Origin of the sequence: Pseudomonas muyukensis (assembly GCF_019139535.1) — a bacterium.
Classification (GTDB): Bacteria; Pseudomonadota; Gammaproteobacteria; order Pseudomonadales; family Pseudomonadaceae; genus Aquipseudomonas; species Aquipseudomonas muyukensis.
On record NZ_CP077073.1, the window covers coordinates 2,691,550 to 2,716,634 of the forward strand.

Below are 25,085 nucleotides of genomic sequence, written 5' to 3' on the forward strand. Positions count from 1 at the left end.
CAAGGCCGGCTCCTACGCCAATTACGGCCTGCAACACCCGTAGGAGCCAGCTTGCTGGCGAAGCAGGCGACGCGGTGGATGGCACCGGCTTTGCCGGTGTTCGCCGGCAAGGCCGGCTCCTACGCCAATTACGGCCTGCAACACCCGTAGGAGCCTTGCTGGCGAAGCAGGCGCCACGGTGGATGGCACCGGCTTTGCCGGTGTTCGCCGGCAAGCCGGCTCCTACAGGTTTGCGGCGTACCCCGTCCGTAGGAGCCAGCCTTGCTGGCGAAGCAGGCGCCGCGGTGGATGGCACCGGCTTTGCCGGTGTTCGCCGGCAAGGTCGGCTCCCACGCAGTGTAGGACCGAAATGGCCAGTGCAGGTTCACTCCTCCTCACGCTGCAACGCCAGCAACAGCAATGACCGCCCCTTGACCTCGAACCGCGTCTCGAACGCCAGGTGTTGCGGCTTGCGCAGCTCTGGCCGGTCGGTGTCCACCAGGCAGCTCCAGTAGTCGCCCTCCGGCACGGGCGGCAGTTTGAATGGCACCACGTCGTGGTAGGCGTTGACGATCAGCAGCAGGGTCGCCTCGGCGCCGGGCCGGGCAATGCCGCTGACCTGGGCGCGACCGTCCATGAGCATGCCCAGGCAGCGGCCGTGGGGGTCTTCCCATTGCTCGACGCTCATCTCGCTGCCGTCCGGGGCCAGCCAGGTGACGTCCTTCACGCCGATCGCCTCGTTGTAGTCGCCCACCAGAAACCGTGAGCGCCGCAGGATCGGGTAGGCCAGGCGCAGCCGGGTCAGGCGCTTGACGAAGGCCAGCAGTGCCGTGCCGTCCTCGTCCAGCTCCCAGTTCACCCAGCCGATTTCGCTGTCCTGGCAGTAGGCGTTGTTGTTGCCGTGCTGGGTACGGCTGAACTCGTCGCCGGCGACGATCATCGGGGTGCCCTGGGCCAGCAGCAGGGTGGCGAAGTAGTTACGCATCTGGCGCATGCGCAGGGCATTGATGGCCGGATCGTCGGTGGGGCCTTCGACCCCGCAGTTCCACGACAGGTTGTTGTCGGTGCCGTCCTGGTTGTTCTCGTCGTTGTCCTGGTTGTGCTTGTCGTTGTACGACACCAGGTCGCGCAGGGTGAAGCCGTCGTGGGCGGTGACGAAGTTGACCGAGGCGTAGGGGCGTCGGCCACGGTTGTTGAACAGGTCGCCCGAGGCGGTGATGCGCGCGGCGAAGTCGGCGAGCATGCCTTCGTCGCCTTTCCAGAAGCTGCGCACGGTGTCGCGGAAGCGGTCGTTCCACTCCGCCCAGCCAGGGGCGAAGTTGCCCACCTGGTAGCCGCCGGGACCGCAGTCCCAAGGCTCGGCGATCAGCTTGACCTGGCTGAGCATCGGGTCCTGGCGGCAGGCGACGAGGAAGCCGTGGCGCTCGCTGTAGCCGTCGTGGTAGCGGCCGAGGACGGTTGCCAGGTCGAAGCGAAAGCCATCCACGTGCATCTCGCCGGCCCAGTAGCGCAACGAGTCGGTGACCAGTTGCAGCACGCAGGGGTGGCTGAGGTCCAGGGTGTTGCCGGTGCCCGAGTCGTTGATGTAGTAGCGCTTGTCCTCGGGCATCAGCCGGTAGTACGAGGCGTTGTCGATACCGCGCATCGACAGCGTGGGGCCGCGCTCGTTGCCCTCGGCGGTGTGGTTGTAGACCACGTCGAGGATCACCTCCAGGCCGGCATCGTGCAGGTGCGCGACCATTTCCTTGAACTCGGCGATCTTGCCGCTGGCCAGGTAGCGCGGGTGCGGGGCGAAGAAGGCGATGCTGTTGTAGCCCCAGTAGTTGTTCAGGCCCTTGTCCAGCAGGTGCTGGTCATTGACGAAGGCGTGGATCGGCAGCAGCTCGATGCTCGATACCCCGAGCGCCTTGATATGCCCCAGCAGCTCGTCGTTGGCCAGCCCGGCGAAGGTCCCGCGCAGGTGCTCGGGCACGGCCGGGTGACGCATGCTGATGCCGCGGGCGTGGGCTTCGTAGATGATCGTGCGCTCCCACGGAATCAGCACGCGCTGGTCGCGGCCCCAGGTGAAGGCCGGGTCGATGACCTTGCACTTGGGCACGAACGGCGCGCTGTCACGTTCGTCGAACGACAGGTCGCCGTCGGGGTGGCCGATGGTGTAGCCGAACAGGGCCTCGGACCATTGCAGCGCGCCGACCAGTTGTTTGGCGTAGGGGTCGATCAGCAGTTTATTGGGGTTGAAACGGTGACCCTGCTCCGGCGCGTAGGGGCCGTGGACGCGATACCCATAGACCAGGCCTGGGTGCGCGTCGGGCAGGTAGCCGTGGTAGATCTCATCGGTGTATTCCGGCAGTTCGATGCGCTCGAGTTCCTGCTCGCCCGTGGCGTCGAACAGGCACAGCTCGACCTTGGTGGCGTTGGCCGAGAACAGCGCGAAGTTGACCCCTAGGCCGTCCCAGGTGGCGCCGAGGGGGAAGGGCAGGCCTTCGCGGATGCGCGACGGGGCGACGGAACGGGTTTTCTTCGGGGTGCGCGGGCTCATGGCGGTCCTCATGGTCCGGGGGAGAGGGATCGCGGGGCAAGCCCGTTCCCACAAGGTTGATTGCATCGCATAGCGTGGCAGCGGGCTTGCCCCGCGATAAGGCCGGTACAGGCGCTACAAGGCAATCAGCTTGCCGGCTTCTTCACGGCCCTGGGCTGCTTCGCGGCCAGCGGCTTTTCCACGGCCGTGGCGGGCTTGGGCTTGGCCGCCGCCTTCTTGCGCGGCGGCGCCTTGGGCGCCAGCGCCTCGGCTTCGGCCAGCTTGCGGGCCTTGTCCCAATGCTCCTCCTCGCGCCCCTCGGGCTTACCCTCCGACTCCCAGATCTGGTAGGCAAATTCGCGAACTCGTTTTTCATCGACACTCATCACGATGCTCCTGATGCGGTTAGGCATGATCGATCAACACATTGACCGGAAACTCCGCCAGCACGGCGCTCAACATCAGCTCCCTTGAAGGGCTGACCGCAGTGCCGCCGAAAAGTCCCGAACAGTTGGCAGGCGACAAGGCAAACGGCAGTACCAGCCGCGTATCGTCCCAGTTCTGCGCCGGGATCAACGGCGTTGCAGCGCTGCCCAGCAAGCTGCTGGCCAGGCGTGGCACGACGACAATGGCGCGCTCGCCGTCGCCCAGGCGGGCGAAGGCCAGCACCTTGTCGGCATGCTTGCCCTGCACGCCCAGGGGCAGGTAGTCGCCACGGCGGAACAGCTCGGCGCGGGCCTGGCGGCAGTCGAGCATCCGCGCCACCAGCGCCTGCTTGATGCGCCCGTCGCGCCAATGGGCGAGCAGTTCGGCCAGCGACGCACTGTCACTTAGGCTCGCGCGGCGGGCGGCATAGTCCACCGGGCGGCGGTTGTCCGGGTCGACCAGCGAAAAGTCCCAGTATTCGTTGCCCTGGTACAGGTCGGGCACGCCGGGCGTGGTCATGCGCAGCAGGCATTGCGCCAAGGCGTTGAGCGCGCCGGGGCAGGCCAGCTGAGCGGCGGCTTGCTGCAGGGCCTGGCGCAGCTGCTGGTGCTCGTCGTCCAGCAGCAGGCCGTCGACATAGCGCGCGCAGGCTTGCTCGTAACGCGCGTTCGGCGCGGCCCAGCTGCTGCGCAGCTTGGCTTCGCGCAGGGCCTTCTGCTGCCATTGGCGGATGCGCGCGGCATAGGCGGCCAGGGCCTGGCGAGCGTGCAGGCCGAGGTCCAGCGGCCAACTGCCGAGCAGCGTCTGCAACAACTGCAACTCGTCGCCAGGGCTGGGCGCCTCGCCGTCGTCCAGCGCCTCGCGCAGCGGCGCGGCCAGTTCGCGCCAGTGCTCGACACGGCTGGCCAGCCAGGGGCCGCGTTCGCTGAGCAGCGCCAGCCTGGCCCGGCAATCCTCGCCGCGCTTGTGATCGTGGGTGGCGGTGGCCAGCAGGTTGTCGGGGAAATCACGCAGGCGGCGTTGCGCCTCGTTGTGGAACCACGCGGGGTCGGCACTGAAGCGCTCGGCCTCGAAGCCTACATCGTTGCGCGACAGCAGCCGGGCCGAGCGGTAGAACGCGGTATCTTCCACGGCCTTGGCGGCGCTGGGCGCGGTGAGCTGCTGGAAGCGCACGCAAGCATGGCGCAGGTGCTTGCGTGGGCGGCCCGGTGGCAGTTGGCGCCAGGGCTGGCCGCCCAGCCAGCGCTGCAACGCCTCGAGCAGCGGCCAGTCGGCCTCGGCCAGGGTTTGCCGGGCGCCGGCCAGGGCTTGCTGGAAGAACGCCTCGTCTTCGGCGGGGCGGCCGCAGGCATTGATATAGGTGCGGTACACCGGGTAGTGCGCGACCAGCGCCTGCAACGCCCGGCGGATCGCGCCGAGGGTCAGGTCGCGGGTCATCAGGTCGTCGCGGGCGACCTGCAACAGCGCCTGGGCCACCGACTCGCAGTCGCCGGCCAGGCTGGCGTTAAGCACCAGGTGGCGGGCGCTGCGCTGCTCTTCGGCGAAGTCGGGGCGCTGGCTGATGCTGTGCCACAGCGCGCTCAGCGGCGCTTCGCCGGCCGGGTCGTGCTGCAGCAGCGACACCTGGTTCATGAACTCGTAGCCGGTGGTGCCGTCGGTGAGCCAGTCGCGGTGCAGCTGTTCGCCGCTGCCGAGGATCTTCTCGACGTAGATCGGAAAGTGCTCCAGGGCCGCGCTCAACGGGCGCCTGGCCAGCAACCCATCGACCCGGCGACGCAGGTTGCGGCAGTAGCGGCGCGGGTCGGCCAGGCCGTCGATATGGTCGATGCGCAGGCCGTCCACCAGGCCGCGCTCGATCAGCGAAAACAGCTTGGCGTGGGTGGCCTCGAACACTGCCGAGCGCTCCACCCGCAAGCCGCCCAGTTCGTTGATGTCGAAGAAGCGCCGCCAGTTGATGTCGTCGGCGGCGGTGCGCCAGCTGGCCAGGCGGTAGGTCTGGCGCTCGAGCAGCAGGTGCAGGCGCTTGAAACCGGCTTGCTCGCGGCTGTCGAAGGCGGCCAGGGCCGCGTCCAGTGACGCTCCGTCGGCCACCAGGCGCGCCAGCTCGCGCTGTAGCGCCAATGCCGCGACCAGTGGCTCGGCCGCCTCGTGCAGGGCGCCGAAAGGCTCGGCCAGGGCCTGCAGCCGGGCATCCTCGGCCTGGCCGAGGATGCGGCCGTAATCCAGCGGGCAGATGGGGAAGCGGTGCTCGTGGTGGGCCACTTCGAACACGCCCTGGCGGGCGTCGAAGGTCAGCGGGATTTCACCGGCCTGCAAGGCCTGGCCGTAATCGCTGGCCAAAAACGGCAACAGCAGTTGCCCGGCCAGCAACGGGTCGCTGGAATGCCACTGGATATCGAAGAACTCGGCGTAGGGGCTGCGCCTGCCCCAGGCCAGCAGGTTCTGCCACCAGGGGTTGTCGGCGCCGCCCACGGCCATGTGGTTGGACACGGTGTCGAGGATCAGCCCCATGCCGTGCTGGCGCAGGGCGCCGACCAGGCGCTGCAGCGCAGGCTCGCCGCCAAGCTCCGGGTTGATCCGGGTCGGGTCGACCACATCATAGCCATGGCGCGAGCCGGCACGGGCGGTGAGGATCGGCGAGGCATACACATGGCTGATGCCCAGCGCGGCGAAATAGGGCACCAGCGCCGCGGCGTCGTCGAGGCTGAAGTCGCTGTGCAGTTGCAGGCGCACGGTGGCGGTCAACGGCTTCATCGGTCACGCTCCCAGGCCTGTTCGCGGGCCTGGGCCAGCAGTTCCAGGCGGCGGGCGGCGTCCTGGTCGTCGAGCAGCACGTCGGCCGGCGCCTGGAAACGCCGCCGCCAGTTGGGGTGGCCTGCGGTGGTGCCGGGCAGGTTGGCTTGCTCGTCGCAGCCGAGCAGGTCTTCCAGCGGCACCAGCACCAGCGGGGCGCGGGTGTGGCCGACATAGCGGATGGCGGCGTCGATCACGGCATCGTTGTCCTTTTGCGGGCCGTAGTTGGCTTCCAGGGTGCGGCGCAGGCCGTCGTGCTCCTTCTGCCGGTCATGGCGCCAGTGCAATTCGCTGGCGGGCTCGATCAGCTTCAGGCGATGGCTCCAGTCGATGTCGCGGTTGGCCAGCCAGCCGGCCAGCGGGGCGAGGTCGTGGGTACCGGTGGTGGCCAGGGCGTTGTCCGGCCAGTCGAGGATCGGCCTGAATTGCCCCAGTGGCTGCTGCTCGAACGGCAGCACGCGCATGCCCAGCACCGCTTTATCGGCCAGGCGTTCACGCAGGCCGGCAGGCACGGTGCCGAGGTCTTCGCCGAGGATGATCGCAGCGTGCCGCGCCGACTCCAGGGCCAGCAGGCGCAGCAGGTCATCCACTGGGTAGTCCAGGTAGGCCCCTTCGCTGGGCGCCGCGCCGCGCGGGATCAGCCACAGTCGGCGCAGGCCCATCACATGGTCGATGCGCAAGCCGCCGGCATGGGCCAGGTTGGCCCGCAGCATCTCGATGAAGGCGCGGTAGCCATTGCGCTTGAGCCCTTCGGGGGAAAAGGCGCAGATGCCCCAGTCCTGCCCGGCGCGGTTGAGGATATCAGGCGGCGCGCCGACGTTGAGACCTGCCAGCAGCTCGTCCTGGCGGCTCCAGGCCTGGCTGCCGGCACCATCGGCGCCCACCGCCAGGTCGGCGATCAGGCCCACCGCCATGCCGTTGCCGCGGGCCGCGTCCTGGGCCCGTTGCAGGCTGCGTTCGCTGAGCCATTGGCAGAAGGCGTGGAACTCGATGCGCGCGGGGTAGCTGTTGGCCAGGGCTGCAACCTCCGGGTGACAGGGGTCTTGCCAGGCCGCCGGCCAGTTGCGCCAATCGGCGCCCAGCCCCTGGCCGACCGCCTCGTCTTGCAGCACGGCGAAGCGACAATGGTGATCGAGCTTTTCGCCGGCGGCATCGCGGAAGCTTTCGAAGTCCTCGCGCAGCGGGTGTTCACGCTGGCTGAAATCCTGGTACAGCGCCTCGAGCAGGCGATGGCGGGCCTCGGCTGCGCGCGGCCAGTCGACCAGGGCCTGTTGCTCCAGCGCCTCGAGTATCGCCTCCAGGCCGCAGGCCTGGATCGCCATGCGCACCTCGCGCTCACCGAGCAAGGCCGCGGGGCTGGCATAGAGCGCGTTGAGCAGCAGCCGGCTGGACGGCGAATAGGGGCTGAAATGCTGCTGGTCGTAGGCCGACAAGGCATGCATCGGGCTGATGGCCAGGGCGTCGGCGCCACGCTCGGCAGCGCTGCGTGCCAGTTGCTCCAGGGCCAGGCAGTCGCCGTAGCCGCCGTCGCCGGGGCGGCGCAGGCTGTACAGCTGCACCGACAGGCCCCAGCAGCGCGGCGGCCGTTGTTCGATGGCGTCCTGCAGGGCATGGCAGCGCAACGGAGCCACCGCCAGGGTGAAGGTCCGGCCCTCGATGGCCAGTTGGTGGTAGCCGATCGGCAGCTCGCCGGGCAGGCAGGCCTGGGCATCCAGGGCCAGCTCGCGCTGGCTGCCGTCGTCCAGGTTGCAGCGCACCGGGCTGGCGGCGTTGAAGTAATGCCCAAGGGCCAGGGGCTGGCCGTGATCGACGGTCAGCAGCGGTGGCAGGTGCGCAGGGTCATCGGCCTGCTCGACGGCGCGCAGGCTGGCGTCGATGGCCGCGTCGTCGGCGGCCGGGTGACCGAGGCCGGCGAGCACTTGGCGCAGCACCGCGTCGCTGACCTGCTGTGGGCGGTCGTTGGCGTCGACCCAGTCGCGGGCCAGGCCGACCCGGGCGGCCAGGCGGTGCAGGGGGAGCTCGTTCATGGCGTCTCCTGGGCAGGGGGCAGCAGGCTGACCACGCAACTGTGGGCGGCGAGGGTCGAGTCGGGGTGGGCATTGTCGCTGCTGTCGTACAGCCGCTGCGCCTGGGCCGGCAGGGCCACCGGCTGGGGCGTGGCGTCGAGGTTGAGGTCAATGCGCAGCTCTTGGCCATTGCCCAGGCGCCAGCGCGCGGTCAGGGCCTTGGCCGCGAGCACCTCGGTGGCCAAGGCGCGGGTACCTGGCAGGTACGGGATCACATGGCGCCTGCGCAGCTCGAGCAACTGCTGGTACAAGCCGTGCCAGCCGGCCAGCACGTCCTGCTGGCGGGGCTTGGAGGTCTCGAAGGTGGCCTGGGCGTTGGGGTCGGGGATCTGCTCGCGCTTGCGTGGGTCGGCGAAGGCGTCGAAATGGGCGAACTCGCCGCGCCGCCCCTGGCGCACGGCATCGGCCAGTTCGTCGTGGAAATCGGTGAAGAACAGGAACGGCTTGCGGCTGCCGTCGTCCTCGCCCATGAACAGCAGCGGGATCATCGGTGCCAGCAACAGCAGCGCGGTGGCCGCCTTGAGCGCCGGTGGCGGGCACAGGCAGGTAAGACGCTCGCCCAGGGCGCGGTTGCCGACCTGGTCGTGGTTCTGCAGAAACAGCACGAACGAGGTGGGGGGCAGGTGGCCGCTGGGCTCACCACGGGGCGTGCCGTGGCGGTTGGCCTGGCCCTGGAACACGAAGCCTTCGGCCAGGCAGCGCGCTAGCTGGTCGATCGGCCGCTCCTTGTAGTCTTCGTAATAGCCCTCGGTTTCGCCGGTCAGCAGCACGTGCAAGGCGTTGTGGCCGTCGTCGTTCCATTGCGCGTCGAAACCTTGCTCGAGCAGCGCGGCCTGGTTGTGCTCGTTTTCCAGGACCAGCCAGATGTGCCGGCCCGGCTCGACCGCGGCACGCACCCGGCTTGCCAGCTCGACGAGGAAGTCCGGCTGGTCGATGGCATGCACCGCGTCCAGGCGCAGGCCGTCGCAGCGGTAGTCGCACAGCCACATCAGCGCGTTCTGGATGAAGTACTCGCGCACCTGGGGCTGGCGAAAATCGATGGCGGCGCCCCAGGGGGTCTGCCGGTCCTGGCGAAAGAACGGCCCGGCGTACTGCGCCAGGTAGTTGCCATCGGGGCCGAAGTGGTTGTAGACCACGTCCACCAGCACCATCAGGCCCAGGCCGTGGGCCTGGTCGACCAGCGCGCACAGCCCTTGCGGGGTGCCGTAGCTGTGCTGCGGGGCAAATGGCAGCACGCCGTCGTAGCCCCAGTTGCGCTCGCCGGGGAACTGCCCCAGGGGCATCAGCTCGATGGCGCTGATACCCAGCTCGGCCAGGCGCGGCAGCTGCTTGGCCACGCCCTCGTAGCCGCCGAGCAGGCCGACGTGCAGCTCCTGGATCACCGCCTCGTGCCAGGGCCGGCCGTGCCAGGGGTGTTGCCAGGCGAAACCGCCGACATCCACCACCGCGCTGCGGCCCTGGACGCCCTCGGGCTGGTAGCGCGACGCAGGGTCGGGCACCGCCAAGTGATCATCTATGCGAAAGTGATAGCGATCGCCCGCCTGGCAGGGGGCGACAGCGCTGTACCAGCCATCCTCGTCGGCCAGCAGTTCGACCGCGGGCCGCTGCTCGATTTCCACGCTCACGTTGCGCGCATCCGGTGCCCAGAGGGCGAAGCGCGCCGACGTGGCGTCCAGCAATTGTGCGCCATGCCTGTGCATCGTCAGCGCTCCGCTCAGTAGTGGGCAGTCTGTGCCTGCTGGACCAGGTTTTCGTACAGCCGGGCGTAGGGTTCCACCGCCTGGCACCAGTTGAACGGCTGGGTCATGGACAGGCAACGCATGGCGTTGAGCAGGTCTTGCTTGCCATACACGTAGAATGCTCGGCGCAGGGCTTCCAGGTAGCTGTCGACGGTAGAGTCGTCGAACAGGAAACCGGTCACGCCATCCTCGATGGTATCGGCCAAACCGCCCGTGTTGCGGGCCACCGGCAACGAGCCGAAGCGTTGCGCGTACATCTGGCTGAGGCCGCAGGGTTCGTAACGCGAAGGCATCAACAAGAAGTCGGAGCCTGCGAACATGCGCCGGGCGTCGGTCTCGTTGAAACCGATGCGCACACCGATGCGGCCGGGGTAACGCAAGGCCAGTTCGCGCATGGCCTGTTCTTCCTCGGGCTCGCCGCGGCCAATGATGGCGATCTGGCCGCCTTGCTCGACGATGAAGTCGGCCACGCCCAGGGTCAGGTCCAGCCCTTTCTGGTAAACCAGGCGCGAAACCACGGCGAACAGCGGCCCGGCCGTGCGCTCCAGGCCGAACAGCTCACGCACCTGTTCGGTGTTGCGCGCCTTGCCCTCCCAGTCGTTGAGACTGAAGTTGTGGTGCAGGTGCCTGTCGGTGGCTGAGTCCCAGCTCGCGTCGATGCCGTTGGGTATGCCGCCGAGCAGGCCTTGCTCGGCCTTGCTGGCAAGGAAACCGTGCAGGCCGCAGCCGAATTCAGGGGTGGTGATCTCCCGCGCATAGGTGGCGCTGACCGTGGTGATATGGCTGGCGTAGGCCAGGCCGGCCTTGAGGAACGACAGCTTGCCGTAGAACTCCATGCCCTCTTGCTGCATGGCGTGGTCGGGGATCGCCAGCTCCGGGCTGCAACCGCGGCTGTAGACGCCCTGGTAGGCCAGGTTGTGAATGGTGAACAGGGTCGGCGTGTGCAGGCCGCGCCAGTGCATGTAGGCCGGGGCCAGGCCGGCTGGCCAGTCGTGGGCGTGGACCAGGTCCGGACGCCAGTGGGCCATGCCTTCGCCAGCGGCGATTTCCGCGGCGGCCAGGCCCAGGCGGGCGAAGCGGATATGGTTGTCCGGCCAGTCGCGACCGTTGTTGGCGCCGTAGGGCGTACCGTCACGCAGGTAGAGTTCGGGGCACAGCAGCACGTAGATCACCAGGCCGTCGGCCAGGTCCATGCGGCCGATCTTGCACGGCGGCAGCGCGGCGTGGCCGCCCAGTTCACCGACGATATGAATGGGGTTGTCGCTCTCGACCACCTGGCGGTAGCCGGGGATCAGTACCCGCACATCGTGCAGGTGGGCCAGGGCGCGGGGCAGGGCCGACGACACGTCGCCCAGGCCGCCGGTCTTGACCAGGTCGGCGATCTCTGCAGTGACGAACAGGACCTTGCGCCTGTTCGGGTTGTGCTGGCGCCGGGCGCCGGGTGCCGGGACTGTCGGGGCGAGGCTCGGCGGCAGCGGCTCGCGGTTATCCGGATGGAATGAGTCTGCGTGAGGTTCGACAGCGGCACTGATCATACTTCTCTCCGTCCCTTGTTCTGGCGTGTGTGGTGTTGGCGCGTGCGGTTGGCTCTCTATATGCGTTGTTGCATCCTGGTAGTGCGTTCCTTGCCCCATTTCTGTGCGCGCAGGCACGGCACGCTCGGCACTCCTGGCCGACAGGCGTGTGGACTGATTGGGGTGGGTGGGCCTGGCGTGAGGAAGTCCTTTTGCGTTGGCCTACTTAGTTCCTGACCTGCCCGCATTTCGGAAAGTTCGACTTTTTTACGTCACGTTTTCCGAGCAAAACGCGGGCCGAAACTGCAGTGTAGGAGACGAAACGGCACAAAAGTGACCCGTTGGTCATTTTGGTGCTGGTGGTTTGCCTGCGCAAACGTTGGCGAGATGTTGCAAAATAGGCGGGTTTGCAGCGGGCGGCGGCGGATCTACGTCGTTACCGGTGCGCCGGGGCAGCGCAGGAAGGGCATTGCAGGGCAGGTGGGAGCTGAGCAGCTCCCACGGGCAGGGGCGGCGAATCAGTGGCTGGCGGCGTTGTTGCCTTGCAGGCGGGCCTGCTCCAGCTGCAAGTGCAGTTGGGCGAGTTGCTGGCGCAGTTGCTCGCGTTCGTCCTGCAACTGGCGCAACTCGTCGCGGCGCACGGTGACATAGAGGGTCTGGGGGGGAGTGGCAGGCATCAGGGTACCCATGAGCACACCTCGCAGGGTTGGCTGGTGACAATTTGAAGCGTAGTCGCTTCACGCGGCGCGCAGTTTGAATTCTTTGCACGCCCTTGGGAACTTTTTTGTTTATCGTTGTCGCCCCGTTCGTCGCTGAACCCTACGCAAGAACGCTGGACTAATCTGAAATCTTCAACTGTTGTAAAGCAAAACCTACGGGAGCGTCGTCACATGCAACTGGGAATCATCGGGCTTGGCCGCATGGGCGGCAATATCGCAAGGCGCCTGATGCGCGCAGGTCACAGCACTGTGGTCCACGATCGCAACCGCGAAGCTATCACCACCCTGGAAGGCGAGGGCGCCGTCGGCGCGCACGACCTCGGTGCGCTGGTGCAGAAACTCAAGGCGCCGCGCGCGGTATGGGTCATGCTGCCCGCCGGCGAAATCACCGAGCAGACCATCGCGCAACTGGCCGACCTGCTCGAGCCGGGCGATGCCATCATCGACGGTGGCAACACCTTCTACAAGGACGACATGCGCCGCGCCGCCGAGCTGGGCAAGCGTGGCCTGCATTACCTCGACGTCGGCACCTCCGGCGGCGTGTGGGGCCTGGACCGTGGCTACTGCATGATGATCGGTGGCGAGAAGGCCGTGTTCGAGCGCCTCGAGCCGCTGTTCAAGGCCCTGGCCCCGGGCGTTGGCGACATTCCGCGCACCCAGGGCCGCAGCGGCGAGCACGACCGTGCCGAGCACGGCTACATCCATGCCGGCCCACCCGGCGCTGGCCACTACGTGAAGATGATCCACAACGGCATCGAGTACGGCCTGATGCAGGCTTACGCCGAAGGCTTCGACCTGTTGCGCAGCAAGGGCGGCGACGAGTTGCCGGAAGATCAGCGCTTCGACCTGAATGTCGCCGAGATCGCCGAAGTGTGGCGCCGTGGCAGCGTGGTCACCTCCTGGCTGCTGGACCTGACCGCCGACGCCCTGGTCGCCGACCCGCAGCTTCGCGAGTTCAGTGGCTCGGTGTCCGACAGTGGTGAAGGTCGCTGGACCATCGATGCCGCCGTCGAGCAGGCGGTGCCGGTGCCGGTGCTGTCCAGCGCGCTGTTCGCCCGCTTCCGCTCGCGCCAGCAGCAGGGCACCTACGGTGACAAGATCCTCTCCGCCATGCGCCTGGGCTTTGGCGGTCACGTCGAGAAGAAGAAGGACTAAATGAGCAAATCGACCATCGCCGCGGCGCCGCCATGCACCTTGTTCCTGTTCGGCGCCAACGGCGACCTGGTCAAGCGCCTGCTGATGCCGGCGCTGTACAACCTCAGCCGCGACGGGCTGCTCGACCGCAACCTGCGTATCGTCGGGGTCGATCACAACCCGGCCACGGCCGAGGACTTTGCCGCGCGCCTGCAGGCGTTCATGCAGGCGCGCGGCAAGGGCGCGGAGGCTGGCGCCAAGTGCCTGGACGACAAGCTCTGGGCACGCCTGGCCAAGCGCCTGGACTACCAGACCGGCGATTTTCTCGACCCCGAGACCTACAAGGCCCTGGCCCGGCGCATCGATAAAACCAGCCATGGCAATGCCATCTTCTACCTGGCCACCTCGCCGCGTTTCTTCCCCGAGGTGGCGCAACGCCTGGGCGCAGCCGGCCTGCTCGACGAGTCGGCCGGTGGCTTTCGCCGGGTGGTGGTGGAAAAGCCCTTCGGCACCGACCTTGCCAGTGCCGAGGCGCTCAACGCCTGCCTGCTCAAGGTGATGAGCGAGCGGCAGATCTACCGCATCGACCATTACCTGGGCAAGGAAACCGTACAGAACATCCTGGTCAGCCGTTTTTCCAACGGCCTGTTCGAATCGTTCTGGAACAACCATTACATCGACCACGTGCAGATCACCGCCGCCGAGACCGTCGGCGTCGAGACGCGCGGGGCGTTCTACGACAACACCGGGGCGCTGCGCGACATGGTGCCCAATCATCTGTTCCAGCTGCTGGCCATGGTCGCCATGGAGCCGCCGGCGGCCTTTGGCGCCGATGCCGTGCGTGGTGAAAAGGCCAAGGTGATCGGCGCCATCCGGCCCTGGTCGCAAAAGATGGCCCTGAAGCATTCCGTGCGTGGCCAGTACGGCGCTGGCAAGCAGGGCCGCAAGCCGTTGGCCGGTTACCGCGACGAGCCCAATGTCGCGGCCGACAGCCGCACCGAAACCTATGTGGCGCTCAAGGTGATGATCGACAACTGGCGTTGGGCCGGGGTGCCGTTCTACCTGCGTACCGGCAAGCGCATGAGCGTGCGCGACACCGAGATCGCCATCTGCTTCAAGCCGGCGCCCTATGCGCAGTTTCGCGAAAGCGAGCTGGAACGGCCCAAGCCCAACTACCTGAAGATCCAGATCCAGCCCAACGAGGGCATGTGGTTCGACCTGCAGGCCAAGCGTCCGGGGCCTGAGCTGGTGATGGAGAATGTCGAGCTGGGCTTTGCCTACAAGGACTTCTTCAAGATGACCCCGGCGACGGGGTACGAGACGCTGATCTACGACTGCCTCACCGGCGACCAGACGTTGTTCCAGCGCGCCGACAACATCGAGAACGGTTGGCGTGCGGTGCAGCCATTCCTCGATGCCTGGGCCTCTGGCGAAGGCGAGGTGCATGAGTACCCGGCAGGCGCCGATGGCCCCGAGGCCGGTGACGAGCTGCTGGCGCGGGACAAGCGGGAGTGGCATACGCTGGGTTGATGTCGAGCGGTGCAGGCCAACGGGGTGGTAGCCTACCGCCGTTGCAGCACGGCGGCAGGTTTTCGCAGTGCCTTAGAGGGTGAATGACAGGGCCGAGAACACCATGCCGCCGCTGCCTGCCCAGCCCATGCAGAACTGCCCTGGCTCGGCCTCGCCGCGGCTCATGGCATCGAAGATGCCATAGGGGATGGACGCGGTAATGATGTTGCCGGTCTGGGGCCCGACGTGATGCAACTTGTGATCGATGCCGATCATCTGGCCAATGTGCTCCCACATTTTCGGCGAGCCGGTATGGATGAACACTTTATGCACATCGTCCGCCGAGAGTTTTTGCATGTTGAATACTTTTATCGCTTCATTGCGACCATCTTCGTGCAGGGCCGCGGCATAGGAGTTGAATTGGTACTGGCCGCCGGTGGGGGCAATGCGTTCGATGTCTGTCTCGTTGCAGAACAGTTTCCAGTCCGGCAGGGAGATGGTCGACAAGTCACTGAGGTCAGGCCGGTTGATGTAGGAGAACTTGAAGTTGCCGGGTGCCTGGTGACTGAGGATAGTGACCGTGACCGCTTCGCCAATGGTGAAGCTGGGGAACTTGTAGGCGAGTTCGGCGGGTGACTGCAGCGAGAAGTTCTTGGGCATGACCGGTCCACCCGCCGACATGCCGAATTCCATGTTAACGATGGCGGCGTAGCGGATTTCACCGGCTTGCATCTTGCTGTTGATGACGTCCATGGCCGTGACCCAGCCGTTGCAGGCGTCGACCACATCGAAGTTTCGGCAGTTCAGGCCCAGGGCCTTGGCGATGAAGGTGCTGTTGGCGGGCTCGATGAAACCGCGGGTGACGTTGGGGTAGACCAGCAGGTCGAGGTCGGCCTTGCTGATATTGGCCTGTGCCAGGGCGGCGTCGAATGCGGTTTCCATCAACTGCATGGGTGTCTCGTCGGCGGCCAGCCAATGGCGTGTGTCGCTGCCACTTTTTTCCAGTAACTTGCCGATGGTTTTCAAGGTTTTCGGCAGGTCATCCTGGAAGGTGTGTTTGGAGTGTTCCTCGACCAGGTCGATCACGTCCTGGTTGCTGACGCGGCGCGATGGCAGTCTTCCGGAGAGTCCGATGATCTTCATGTGACATCCTTGTCTTTGGCTATTGATTAACTACGGTTTTTACGTGCGGGCAGTGGCTGGCTCATCCTTGCAAGTGGCCACTGGCCCAATACTTCTAGCAGAGCCAAGTGACGAATCAAGGACGTGAGGCTGTCTGTTGATCTGGATCAAGAAGCGTGGATTCGCTTGCCCAGGTTTAGGTGCCCGTGGCTGTTTCGTTAAGTTGTCATTTGGATAGGGTTATGTTGGTTTACGTATCAGATGTGGTGAGTGCTCGAAGTGTTTCTAGCTTCTAGCTTTTGCCTCTTGCTCTTGCTCTTGCTCTTGCTGTTGCTGTTGCTGTTGCTGTTGCTGTTGCTGTTGCTGTTGCTGTTGCTGTTGCTGTTGCTGTTGCTGTTGCTGTTGCTGTTGCTGTTGCCGAACGAGAGGCTAGCGCCCTATCCCACGCCGCCAATTGCGACTTCAGGAGGCCGAGTGGAGTTCTTGCGTAGTGGGGCGACGGCCATGGATGGCCGTCGAGCGCTGCGCCCCAGGATGGGGCGTACAGCGCGGTACCCACGGGAGCAAGAACGGAGCGAGGGGACCCCGGAGCGAAGCGTAGGGGCCGGATGAATGGAGCGAGGATTTTTTGGTTCCTTTTTGATCCTTCAAAAAGGGACCCGCCGTAAGGGCGGAAAGGTGACTATGCGTCGCCATCGCCAATGAATGCGCGTATAGCTTTCAAAACTCACGCTCTGAAAGTCAAAGTCAAAGTCAAAGTCAAAGTCAAAGTCAAAGTCAAAGTCAAAGTCAAAGTCAAAGTCAAAGTCGGTCGGCGTGGGTATTCACAGAGGTAAGCGCATTCATTGGCTATATCGACGCTTAGTCACCTTTTCGCCCTTACGGCGAGTCACTTTTTGTCAAACGCGACAAAAAGTAACCAAAAAACGCTGCGCTCCATTCATCCGGCCCTACGCTACGCTCCGGGTTCCCTCACTCCGGCCTTGCTCCCGGGAGGACCGCGCTGTAGGGCCCATCCTGGGCCCCAGCGCTTGACGGGCATCCATGCCCGTCACCTCCCTACGCAAGGCCTGCGTTCGGCCTCCTGAAGTCGCGAAGTTACGCGCGGCGCCTGCACTGGCGCAGCTGTCGCTCGTGGGATAGGGCGCTAGCCTCTCGTTCGGCAACAGCAACAGCAACAGCAACAGCAACAGCAACAGCAACAGCAACAGCAACAGCAACAGCAACAGCAACAGCAACAGCAACAGCAACGGCACAATCAGCATCGGGTGCTTCGATGGAACCGGCCATCGTGCCTTGGCATCCAACCTCAAGCCCCCCACCGAGGACCCACGATGCCCGCCCAGATCGAAGACTATGCCCTCATCGGCAACTGCCGTAGCGCCGCCCTGGTCAACCGCGATGGCGCCCTCGACTGGTTGTGCCTGCCGCGCTTCGACGCCCCGGCCGTGTTCGCCGCCCTGCTGGGCAACGAAGAGAACGGCCGCTGGCGCATCGCCCCCAGCGACCCCGTCGAGCACAGCACACGCCGCTACCTCGACGACACCCTGGTGCTGGAAACCACCTGGACCACCGCCAGCGGCCGCGCCCGGGTGCTCGACTGCATGCCCCTGGGCGAACACAACGCCGTGCTGCGCATCGTCGAAGGCCTGGCCGGCGAGACCGCGTTCGAGATGGACCTGGTGCTGCGCTTCGACTACGGCCGCAGCGTGCCCTGGGTGGAAAAACTCGACCCCCTGACCCTCAGCGCCGTCGCCGGCCCCGACCGCCTGATCCTGCGCAGCAGCACCCAAACCCACGGCCGCGACCACCACAGCGTCGCCCGCTTTCGCGTAGGCCCAGGCGAGCGCCAGGTGTTCAGCCTGTGCCACCAGGCCTCGCATCTGCCCGTGCAGCCCGGCTGCGATGTCGACCACGACCTGCAGCAGACCATCGACCAATGGCAGGCCTTCGCCGCCCGCTGCCCCGAAGTCGGCCCCTACACCGGGCTGGTACGCCGTTCGCTGCTCACCCTCAAGGCCATGACCTACGCGCCCACCGGCGGCATGGTCGCCGCCGTGACCACCTCGCTGCCCGAGCGCGTCGGCGGCGAACGCAACTGGGATTACCGCTACTGCTGGCTGCGCGACGCCACCATGACCCTGCTGGCGCTGATGAACCTCGGCTACTTCGACGAGGCCCAGGCCTGGCGCGAATGGCTGCTGCGCTCGGTGGCGGGCAACCCCGAGCAGATGCAGATCATGTACGGGCTGGCCGGTGAGCGCGACCTGGCGGAATTCACCTTGCCCTGGTTGCCCGGCTATGAGCGTTCGCAACCGGTGCGGGTCGGCAATGCGGCCTCTGAACAACGGCAGCTGGATATCTACGGCGAGCTGGCCGACGCCATGAGCCAGGCCATCAAGGGCGGCCTGCCGCGGCATCCGCGCAGTTCGGCCATCGCCCGGTCGATCCTGCCGTACCTGCAAAGCATCTGGCGCGAACCGGACGAAGGCATCTGGGAGGTGCGTGGCGGCCGCCAGCACTTCGTGCATTCCAAGGTCATGGCCTGGGTGGCCTTCGACCGCGCCGCGAGCCTGGCAGAAACCACCGAGGAAGACCGTGAACGGGGCGCGTATTACCGCCAGGTGGCCGACCAGATCCGCAACGAGGTCTGTGAACGTGGGCTGGATGCCAGTCGGCAGTACTTCGTGCAGGCCTATGGCTCCAGCGAACTGGATGCCAGCCTGTTGCAGATTGCCCTGACCGGCTTCCTGCCGGTGCAGGATCCACGCTTCCTGCGCACCCTCGAACAGATCGAGCGACGCCTGCTGCGCAACGGCTTGCTGCTGCGTTATGACAGCGACAGCTGCAGCGATGGGCTGACGCCGGGGGAGGGCACCTTCCTGGTGTGTTCGTTCTGGCTGGCGGATGTGTATGTGCTGCTGGGCCGGCAGGCAGAGGCGCAGGCCTTGTATGAAAGGCTGACCGGGTTGTGCAATGACCTAGGGCTGCTGGCCGAGCAGTACGATCCGGCGGGCAAACGCATGCTGGGCAACTTCCCGCAGGCGTTTAGTCATATCGGGATCATCAACACGGCGCTGAACCTGCACCGGGCGCAGTGTCCGGTGCGGGATCGGGCGAGAACATGCAACCTGTGACCCTGTCGCAGCCAAGCGTTGTCAGCGCCACCTGGCAGCCTTGTGTTGGGATGGCGCATGTTCGCCGGACAGTGTGACGCATTGCGTCACATATATTATTTTGCCCACTGTGATGCCTGGGGTCACACTCATCGTCTCGCACAACACGGATACGGTGTGCTCCGATGATCATCAGCTTTCGCCATAAAGGACTGCGGCTTTTCCACGAGACAGGCAACATCCGAGGTATCCAGCCTGCGCATGCGCAGCGTTTACCACGGCAACTGCAGTTTCTCGATCGTGCCGTGGTCGCCGCCGACCTGTGCATTCCCGGCTGGCAACTGCATCCACTCAAGGGTGAGCGCGCGGGCTCCTGGTCGGTCAGCGTGTCCGGCAATTGGCGGCTGGTGTTCCGCTTCACAGGTTGCGACGTCGAACTGGTCGATTACCTCGACTATCACGGATCAGGAGTCCCTATCATGCCTATGCACAATCCGCCTCATCCCGGCGAAACGCTGCGTGAAGATGTTCTGCCCGCCCTTGGGCTGACGGTCAAGGCGTTTGCTGCGCACCTGGGTTTTTCGCGCGAGGCACTATCCCGTGTACTGCACGCGCGCGCGGCGGTCTCGCCGGACTTGGCGGTGCGGCTGGAAATGGCAGGTATCAGTACGGCGCGGCTCTGGTTGACGATCCAGGTGGATTACGACATCTGGCAGGCCCGTCAACGCCAGCAGCCGGTTATTACCCGGTTGTTCCAGGCGGCCTGAAGCGATCCGTCGTGGGCACGCTCGCCGCCGGCCAGGGTGACGGTGGGCTAGGCGCGCGGTTACAGGCCTGGCAGGCAAAAAAAGCCCGGAGCACATGCCCCGGGCTTTTTCACGCCGTCTGACGCCTCAAGCCGTCGCTTCACGCCCGGCGCTTGCCGCCTTGGTATGGCGCAGCGTCGGGATCAGGAAGGCGATCGCCAGCACACACGCGCTCACCAGCATCACGAAGCCACCGTCCCAGCCGAAGTGGTCGACGGTATAGCCCATCGCTGCGCTGGCCGCGACCGAGCCACCGAGGTAGCCGAACAGCCCGGTGAAGCCGGCGGCGGTGCCGGCGGCCTTCTTCGGTGCCAGTTCCAGGGCCTGCAGGCCGACCAGCATCACCGGCCCGTAGATCAGGAAACCGATGGAGAACAAGGCGATCATGTCGATGGTCGGGTTGCCCGGCGGGTTGAGCCAGTACACCAGGGTGGCCACGGTCACCAGGGCCATGAACACGATGCCGGTCAGGCCGCGGTTGCCACGGAAGATCTTGTCGGACATCCAGCCGCACAGCAGGGTGCCGGGAATACCGGCCCATTCATAGAAGAAGTACGCCCACGACGTGGTGTCGACGCTGAAGTGCTTGGCCTCTTTCAGGTAGGTCGGCGCCCAGTCCAGCACGCCGTAGCGCAGCAGGTAGACGAACACGTTGGCCAGGGCGATGTACCAAAGCAGTTTGTTGCGCAGCACGTACTCGACGAAGATCTGCTTGGCGCTGAACTCCTGCTCATGGCTCTCGTCGTAGCCCTCTGGGTAGTCGTTCTTGTACTGCTCGACCGGCGGCAGGCCGACCGACTGCGGGGTGTCGCGCATCATCGCGAAGGCGAACACCGCCACCAGCACCGCCACCGCGGCGGGTACGTAGAAGGCCGCGTGCCAGTCGTTGGTCCAGCCCAGGCCGAGCAAGAACAGAGGGCCGATCAGGCCGCCGCCGACGTTGTGGGCGACGTTCCATACCGACACCACGCCGCCGCGTTCTTTCTGCGACCACCAGTGCACCATGGTTCGCCCACTCGGTGGCCAGCCCATGCCCTGGGCCCAGCCATTGATGAACAGCAGCACGAACATGATCGCCACGCTGGACGTGGCCCAATGCGCGAAACCGAAAATGAACATCACCCCAGCCGAGATCAGCAGGCCGAAGGGCAGGAAATAGCGCGGGTTGGAGCGGTCCGAAACCAGGCCCATGAGGAACTTGGACAGGCCGTAGGCAATGGCGATGGCCGAGATCGCCAGGCCCAGCTGGCCACGGGTGTAACCCTCTTCCTCGATCAGGTAAGGCATGGCCAGGGAGAAGTTTTTACGCAGCAGGTAGTAGCCGGCGTAGCCGAAAAAGATCCCGGCGAAGATTTGCCAGCGCAGGCGCCGATAAGTGCTGTCGACGCGCTCGTCGGGCAGCGGCGCCTGGTGCGCGGCAGGGCGGAAGAAGGCGAACATGTGAAGCTCCAGCTTGTTATAGGTATGCGAAAGCGAATTTTACATTTTCGTAACAGAAAAAATATCGGTTTTGCGAAGAGCGGTTGTTCTTTTGTGAAAACCGGCGAGGTGCGCTTATCGAGGGGCAAGCTTTTGGCCAGGTCATCGGCCTTGCAGGCGGATGCTGACAACCCGTAGGAGCCAGCCTTGCTGGCGAACACCGGCGCAGCCGGTGCCAGGCAGACCGCCGCGCCTGGTTCGCCAGCACGCTGGCCCCTACGGTTGCACGGTGTGGCCGCACGCAATCACGGCGTACGGGTCACCCGCCACAGGGTATTGGCCAGGTCATCGGCAATGATCAGCGCACCCTTGGGATCGACCGTCACCCCCACCGGCCGGCCGCGGGTCTTGCCGTCCTCGCCGCGAAAACCGCTGGCGAAGTCCACCGGCTCGCCCGCCGGCTTGCCTGCGCGAAACGGCACGAAGACCACCTTGTAGCCCACTGGGTCGGGGCGGTTCCAGCTGCCGTGCTCACCGACGAAGGCACCTTCGGCGAACGGCTCGCCCATGGCGGCGCTGGAGAAGTCCAACCCCAGCGCCGCCACGTGCGAGCCCAGGCTGTAGTCGGGCTTGATCGCGGCTTGCACCTTCTGCGGGTCCTGCGGCCGCACGCGCTCGTCGACGTTCTGCCCCCAGTAGCTGTACGGCCAGCCGTAGAACGCGCCTTGCTTGACGGACGTCAGGTAGTCCGGCACCAGGTCCGGCCCCAGCTCGTCACGCTCGTTGACCACTGCCCACAACTGCCCGCTGTCGGGCTGGATGGCCAGCGCGGTGGGGTTGCGCAGGCCGGTGGCATAGGGGCGGTGGGCGCCGGTCACGGCATCGATCTGCCAGACCATGGCACGGTCGACTTCCACCTCCATGCCGCGTTCGGTGATGTTGCTGTTGGAACCGATGCCGACGTACAGGTAGCGGCCATCGGGGCTGATGGCCAGCGACTTGGTCCAGTGGTGGTTGATCGCGGCGGGCAGGTCGCTGACCTTGGTCGGCGGGGCGTCGGCCTTCGTCTGGCCATCCCGGTAGTCGAAGCGTACCAGCGCGTCCTGGTTGGCCACGTACAGCTTGCCGTCGGCGTAGGCCAGGCCATAGGGGGCGTTGAGGCTGTCGGCGAACACGGTCTGCAGTTCGTAACGGCCATCGCCGTCAGCATCGCGCAGTAAAGTCAGGCGGTTGCCGCCCGTGACCTGGGTGTTGCCCTTGGCCTTGATCTGGCTGGCGATCACATCCTTGGGCTTGAGCTTGGCGGCGCTGCCGCCGCGGCCTTCGGCCACGAGAATGTCGCCGTTGGGCAGCACCAGGGCCTGGCGCGGGATCTTCAGGTCGGTGGCGATGGCGCTGATGCTGTAGCCGGCCGGCACCGTGGGTTTCTGTTCGCCCCAGGCGGCCGGTTGGGCGATCTTCATGCTCGGCAGCAGGCCGCGCTGCGGCGCCGGCAATTTCGGGTCCGGGCCGTGGGCCTGGGTCGGCTCGCCGTCAGCGCCGCAGGCGCTGAGCAGCAGGGCCATGCTCAGGGCGCTCAGTGCCAGCTTCATGCTTCACCTCCGTTGCGCAGGTTGCTCATGCCGATGGCGGTGGCGATGAGGGCCAGCACGCTGACGATCACCGACAGCAGCAGAGCGGCGGGCATCACCGCCCAGGCGTCCTTGGCGTGCTCGAAGGCGTTGACCAGGCCCAGCAGCCAGGTCGCCAGCAGCACCAGGAAATACCAGGTGGGGCGGCCGGCCTTGCGCGGCGCGCGGATCAGGTTGGCCAGGGCGAACAGCAGCGCCAGGCCGCTGAACAGCAGGGCGCCGGCGATCAGCCAGGCGGCGAAGTTGCTCCACTGGATCTGGTAGCTCTGGTAGTAGGCGAGGTCGCTCAGCAGTGCGCCGAGGAACAATGGCACGCTGCCGGCGAGCAGGGTCGCATGCAGCGGGCCGGGTGTGGTACGGGGCAGGGTGGTCGTGGTCACGGAGGCTCCTTGTCGTTCGGCGATCCAGGGGCGCGCAGGGCGCATAGGGGAGGATCCTGAACAAGGCGCTTTAGTTCAGTGCAATTGACTCAATCCGCGCCCCGGCCAAGGTCAGGCGAGCAGCGGGCGCAGGAAGCTGCGCTCATAGCTGAGGATGAAGCGCTGCTCGGTCGCCAGGGCAAAGGCGGCGATGCACTCGGGGTCGGTCTCGGACGCGCTGCGGTATTGCTCGTAGGCCGCCAGGCTTGGGAAGCTGAACAAGGCGTAGGCGACATTGTTGGCCCCTTCGCTGGGCAGGAAGTAGCCATGGTGGCTGCCACCCATGCGATTGACCAGGCCGATCCACAGCTTGGCGTAGGCTTCGAAGGCCGGGACCTGGTACGGGTCGATGATGTATTTGAGGTGGCAGGTGACCATGGCGCGCATTCCTTGATAAGCCGGGGGCTCACCTTACGGCCAGGCGCATTGCCTTGGCAATGCGCCGGCTGGGCCGCGTCCTATTGGGCTGGGCGCGAGGTCTCCACGCTCAGTACTTCGGTGTAGATGGCATCGACGGTCTGGTCGACCTTGAGGTTCTTCATGCGGGCCTGCAGCTCGGGGTCCTCGACCTTGACCACCTGCAGCTTGCCTTCGGGCGGCAACAAGCTGACCTCATGGGCCTTGAGGTCGATCTTCTTGATCTGCGAGGTGACCTTGACCTGGCGGAAGGCTTCGCCGCCGGGGTTGGGGTTGGCCGCGGTGGCACGGATGGTGCCGGACTCCACCGACGCCGTGGGCGCGCCGCCCTCATGGGTGTTGAGCACGTAGGCCACCGCGCGGGTCACCTTGATGTCGACCTGGTCGCCAACCTTGAGGTTGGGCAGGGCCTTGGCCTGCTCGCTGAGCTGGAAAGTCACGTCCTTGTCGTTGGGGCCCTTGACCGTAACCTGGCGGTTGGCCAGGTCGATGGCGGTCACCTCGGTGGTGACATGGCTTTGCAGCGCCTCGCTGGCGATGGGCAACTGGGCGGCATGGGCGGTGAAGCTGGCGGTGGACACTAACGAGGCAAAAGCGACAGCACGTGCGAGGGAACGGGTGGGTTTCATTGGCCTGTCTTCCTTGTGGTCGAGGGTGTATGCGAGAAGAAGCATAGACACTGGTTGGCAGGTGTGTGGCCAATGCTTGCCCCGCGACGAGGCCGGTTCGGGCATTACAAAACGGGATGATCACGCTCGCGCTTGGCCTTGGACACACTCACCGCTCCCGGCAAGGCCACGGCGTTCTTCGCCGCCAGCACCTCGGCCATCACGCTCACCGCGATTTCCGCCGGGGTCTTGCTGCCGATGTAGATACCAATGGGGCCATGCAGGCGTTGCAGGGACTGTTCGGTTTCGCCGAAATGCTCGATCAGCCGTTCGCGGCGCAGCTGGCTGTTGCGCCGCGAGCCGATGGCGCCGATGTAGAACGCCGGGCCGTGCAAGGCTTCGAGCAGGGCCAGGTCGTCGAGCTTGGGGTCGTGGCTGACGGCGATGATGCAGGTGCGCAGGTCGGCGTTGCAGGCGCGGACCACGTCATCGGGCATGCCCCTGAGGTGCTCGACGCCGGCCACCGACCAGCTGGCCATGTGTTCCGGGCGCGGGTCGCAAACCGCTACCTTGAAGCCATTGAACAGGGCCATGGTCGCCAGGTACTCGGCCAGCGCGCCAGCGCCGATCAGCAGCATGCGGTAGCCGGGGCCAAGGGTATTGACCATGTATTGGTCATCGAAGGCGAACTGCCCCGGGGTGGCGGTGATCGCCAGGCTGACCGCGCCGCTGGCCAGGGCCAGCTGGCGGTGTACCAGCTGGCCGGCGTCAAGCTGGGTGAGCAACTGATGCAGCGGCTCGACGGCGGGGTTGAATTCGAGGATCAGCTCCAGCGTGCCGCCGCAGGGCAGGCCGAAGCGGTGGGCCTCGTCGGCGCTGACCCCGTAGCGGATCACCTCGGGGGCTCGCTGCGGCAGGCCGGGGCCGCCGTAGGCGGTGGTATAGCGCTGCACCAGGTCGTCCTCGATGCAACCGCCGGAAACGCTGCCGACTACCCGGCCATCGTTGCGCAGGGCCATCATCGAGCCTACCGGGCGTGGCGAGGAGCCCCAGGTGCGGGCGACGGTGGCCAGCAGCACGGGGTGGCCGGCCTGGCGCCAGGCGTGGGCGGTGCGCAGCACCAGCAGGTCGATGCTTTCCATGGTGGCCT

At 66.0% G+C, this 25,085-nt stretch carries 19 protein-coding genes and 1 pseudogene; 5 read left to right on the top strand and 15 right to left on the bottom strand.

Annotated features, from left to right (window positions below):
- Window positions 1–364: 364 nt before the first annotated feature.
- From glgX to KSS95_RS12085, 7 genes are all read right to left on the bottom strand, one after another.
- Complete coding sequence (gene glgX, locus KSS95_RS12055; RefSeq protein WP_217853852.1) at window positions 365–2,518, bottom strand: glycogen debranching protein GlgX; 2,154 nt, start codon at window positions 2,516–2,518, stop codon at window positions 365–367.
- A gap of 125 nt (window positions 2,519–2,643) precedes the next feature.
- Entirely contained in the window at window positions 2,644–2,886 is a 243-nt protein-coding gene (locus tag KSS95_RS12060; protein ID WP_217853971.1) for a DUF2934 domain-containing protein, read from the bottom strand.
- A gap of 16 nt (window positions 2,887–2,902) precedes the next feature.
- Window positions 2,903–5,677: a malto-oligosyltrehalose synthase gene (locus tag KSS95_RS12065; protein ID WP_217853853.1), complete on the bottom strand. Its 2,775-nt coding sequence runs from the start codon at window positions 5,675–5,677 to the stop codon at window positions 2,903–2,905.
- Window positions 5,674–7,743: a 4-alpha-glucanotransferase gene (gene malQ / locus KSS95_RS12070; RefSeq protein ID WP_217853854.1), complete on the bottom strand. Its 2,070-nt coding sequence runs from the start codon at window positions 7,741–7,743 to the stop codon at window positions 5,674–5,676. Before malQ ends, KSS95_RS12065 begins: the two co-directional genes overlap by 4 nt.
- On the bottom strand, window positions 7,740–9,482 hold the full coding sequence (treZ, locus tag KSS95_RS12075; protein ID WP_217853855.1) for a malto-oligosyltrehalose trehalohydrolase: 1,743 nt from the start codon (window positions 9,480–9,482) through the stop codon (window positions 7,740–7,742). The genes malQ and treZ overlap by 4 nt, the downstream gene beginning before the upstream one ends.
- Before the next feature lie 14 nt (window positions 9,483–9,496).
- The gene (gene glgA / locus KSS95_RS12080; protein WP_217853856.1) at window positions 9,497–11,056 is read right to left on the bottom strand and encodes a glycogen synthase GlgA; all 1,560 of its coding nucleotides are present in this window, start codon (window positions 11,054–11,056) and stop codon (window positions 9,497–9,499) included.
- A gap of 497 nt (window positions 11,057–11,553) precedes the next feature.
- Window positions 11,554–11,724: a DUF6026 family protein gene (locus KSS95_RS12085; RefSeq protein ID WP_217853857.1), complete on the bottom strand. Its 171-nt coding sequence runs from the start codon at window positions 11,722–11,724 to the stop codon at window positions 11,554–11,556.
- 153 nt (window positions 11,725–11,877) lie between these two features.
- Between KSS95_RS12085 and gnd the strand changes: the two genes are divergently transcribed.
- Together gnd and zwf are read left to right on the top strand one after the other, a co-directional pair.
- A complete protein-coding gene (gnd, locus tag KSS95_RS12090; RefSeq protein ID WP_225935586.1) occupies window positions 11,878–12,909 on the top strand; it encodes a phosphogluconate dehydrogenase (NAD(+)-dependent, decarboxylating) in 1,032 nt (343 codons plus the stop codon).
- Window positions 12,910–14,418 carry a glucose-6-phosphate dehydrogenase gene (gene zwf / locus KSS95_RS12095; protein ID WP_217853859.1) on the top strand — a complete coding sequence of 503 codons (1,509 nt, stop codon included), beginning with the start codon at window positions 12,910–12,912 and terminating at the stop codon, window positions 14,416–14,418.
- A gap of 72 nt (window positions 14,419–14,490) precedes the next feature.
- Here zwf and KSS95_RS12100 read toward each other — a convergent pair whose 3' ends face one another.
- Entirely contained in the window at window positions 14,491–15,540 is a 1,050-nt protein-coding gene (locus tag KSS95_RS12100) for a 3-oxoacyl-[acyl-carrier-protein] synthase III C-terminal domain-containing protein (RefSeq protein WP_217853860.1), read from the bottom strand.
- Window positions 15,541–16,617: 1,077 nt separating this feature from the next.
- A complete protein-coding gene (locus tag KSS95_RS12105; RefSeq protein ID WP_217853861.1) occupies window positions 16,618–16,809 on the bottom strand; it encodes a hypothetical protein in 192 nt (63 codons plus the stop codon).
- Window positions 16,810–16,853: 44 nt separating this feature from the next.
- On the opposite strand from KSS95_RS12105, the gene KSS95_RS12110 reads away from it, so the two are divergent.
- The 3 genes and pseudogenes from KSS95_RS12110 (at window position 16,854) to KSS95_RS12120 (ending at window position 19,402) form a co-directional block, all read left to right on the top strand.
- Window positions 16,854–18,656, top strand: a complete 1,803-nt coding sequence (locus KSS95_RS12110) for a glycoside hydrolase family 15 protein (protein WP_217853862.1) — start codon at window positions 16,854–16,856, stop codon at window positions 18,654–18,656.
- A gap of 164 nt (window positions 18,657–18,820) precedes the next feature.
- Window positions 18,821–19,096, top strand: a pseudogene (locus KSS95_RS12115) (type II toxin-antitoxin system RelE/ParE family toxin); the annotation flags it as partial.
- Between the two features lie 18 nt (window positions 19,097–19,114).
- Window positions 19,115–19,402, top strand: a complete 288-nt coding sequence (locus KSS95_RS12120; protein WP_134694187.1) for a HigA family addiction module antitoxin — start codon at window positions 19,115–19,117, stop codon at window positions 19,400–19,402.
- A gap of 126 nt (window positions 19,403–19,528) precedes the next feature.
- Here the strand turns inward: KSS95_RS12120 and glpT are convergent, their stop codons facing one another.
- The 6 genes from glpT to KSS95_RS12150 all read right to left on the bottom strand — a co-directional run bounded on the left by glpT (window position 19,529) and on the right by KSS95_RS12150 (window position 25,077).
- Window positions 19,529–20,881: a glycerol-3-phosphate transporter gene (gene glpT, locus KSS95_RS12125; protein ID WP_217853863.1), complete on the bottom strand. Its 1,353-nt coding sequence runs from the start codon at window positions 20,879–20,881 to the stop codon at window positions 19,529–19,531.
- 284 nt (window positions 20,882–21,165) lie between these two features.
- A complete protein-coding gene (locus tag KSS95_RS12130; RefSeq protein ID WP_217853864.1) occupies window positions 21,166–22,452 on the bottom strand; it encodes a PQQ-dependent sugar dehydrogenase in 1,287 nt (428 codons plus the stop codon).
- Window positions 22,449–22,916 (bottom strand): DUF2231 domain-containing protein, encoded by a 468-nt coding sequence (locus KSS95_RS12135; RefSeq protein WP_217853865.1) that lies wholly within the window; start codon window positions 22,914–22,916, stop codon window positions 22,449–22,451. The genes KSS95_RS12130 and KSS95_RS12135 overlap by 4 nt, the downstream gene beginning before the upstream one ends.
- A 66-nt stretch (window positions 22,917–22,982) precedes the next feature.
- Window positions 22,983–23,288, bottom strand: coding sequence for an NIPSNAP family protein (locus tag KSS95_RS12140; protein ID WP_217853866.1), 306 nt, complete (start codon window positions 23,286–23,288; stop codon window positions 22,983–22,985).
- Window positions 23,289–23,368: 80 nt separating this feature from the next.
- Entirely contained in the window at window positions 23,369–23,956 is a 588-nt protein-coding gene (locus KSS95_RS12145; RefSeq protein WP_217853867.1) for a hypothetical protein, read from the bottom strand.
- A 104-nt stretch (window positions 23,957–24,060) separates the two neighbouring features.
- A complete protein-coding gene (locus KSS95_RS12150; RefSeq protein ID WP_217853868.1) occupies window positions 24,061–25,077 on the bottom strand; it encodes an XdhC family protein in 1,017 nt (338 codons plus the stop codon).
- Window positions 25,078–25,085: the final 8 nt, after the last annotated feature.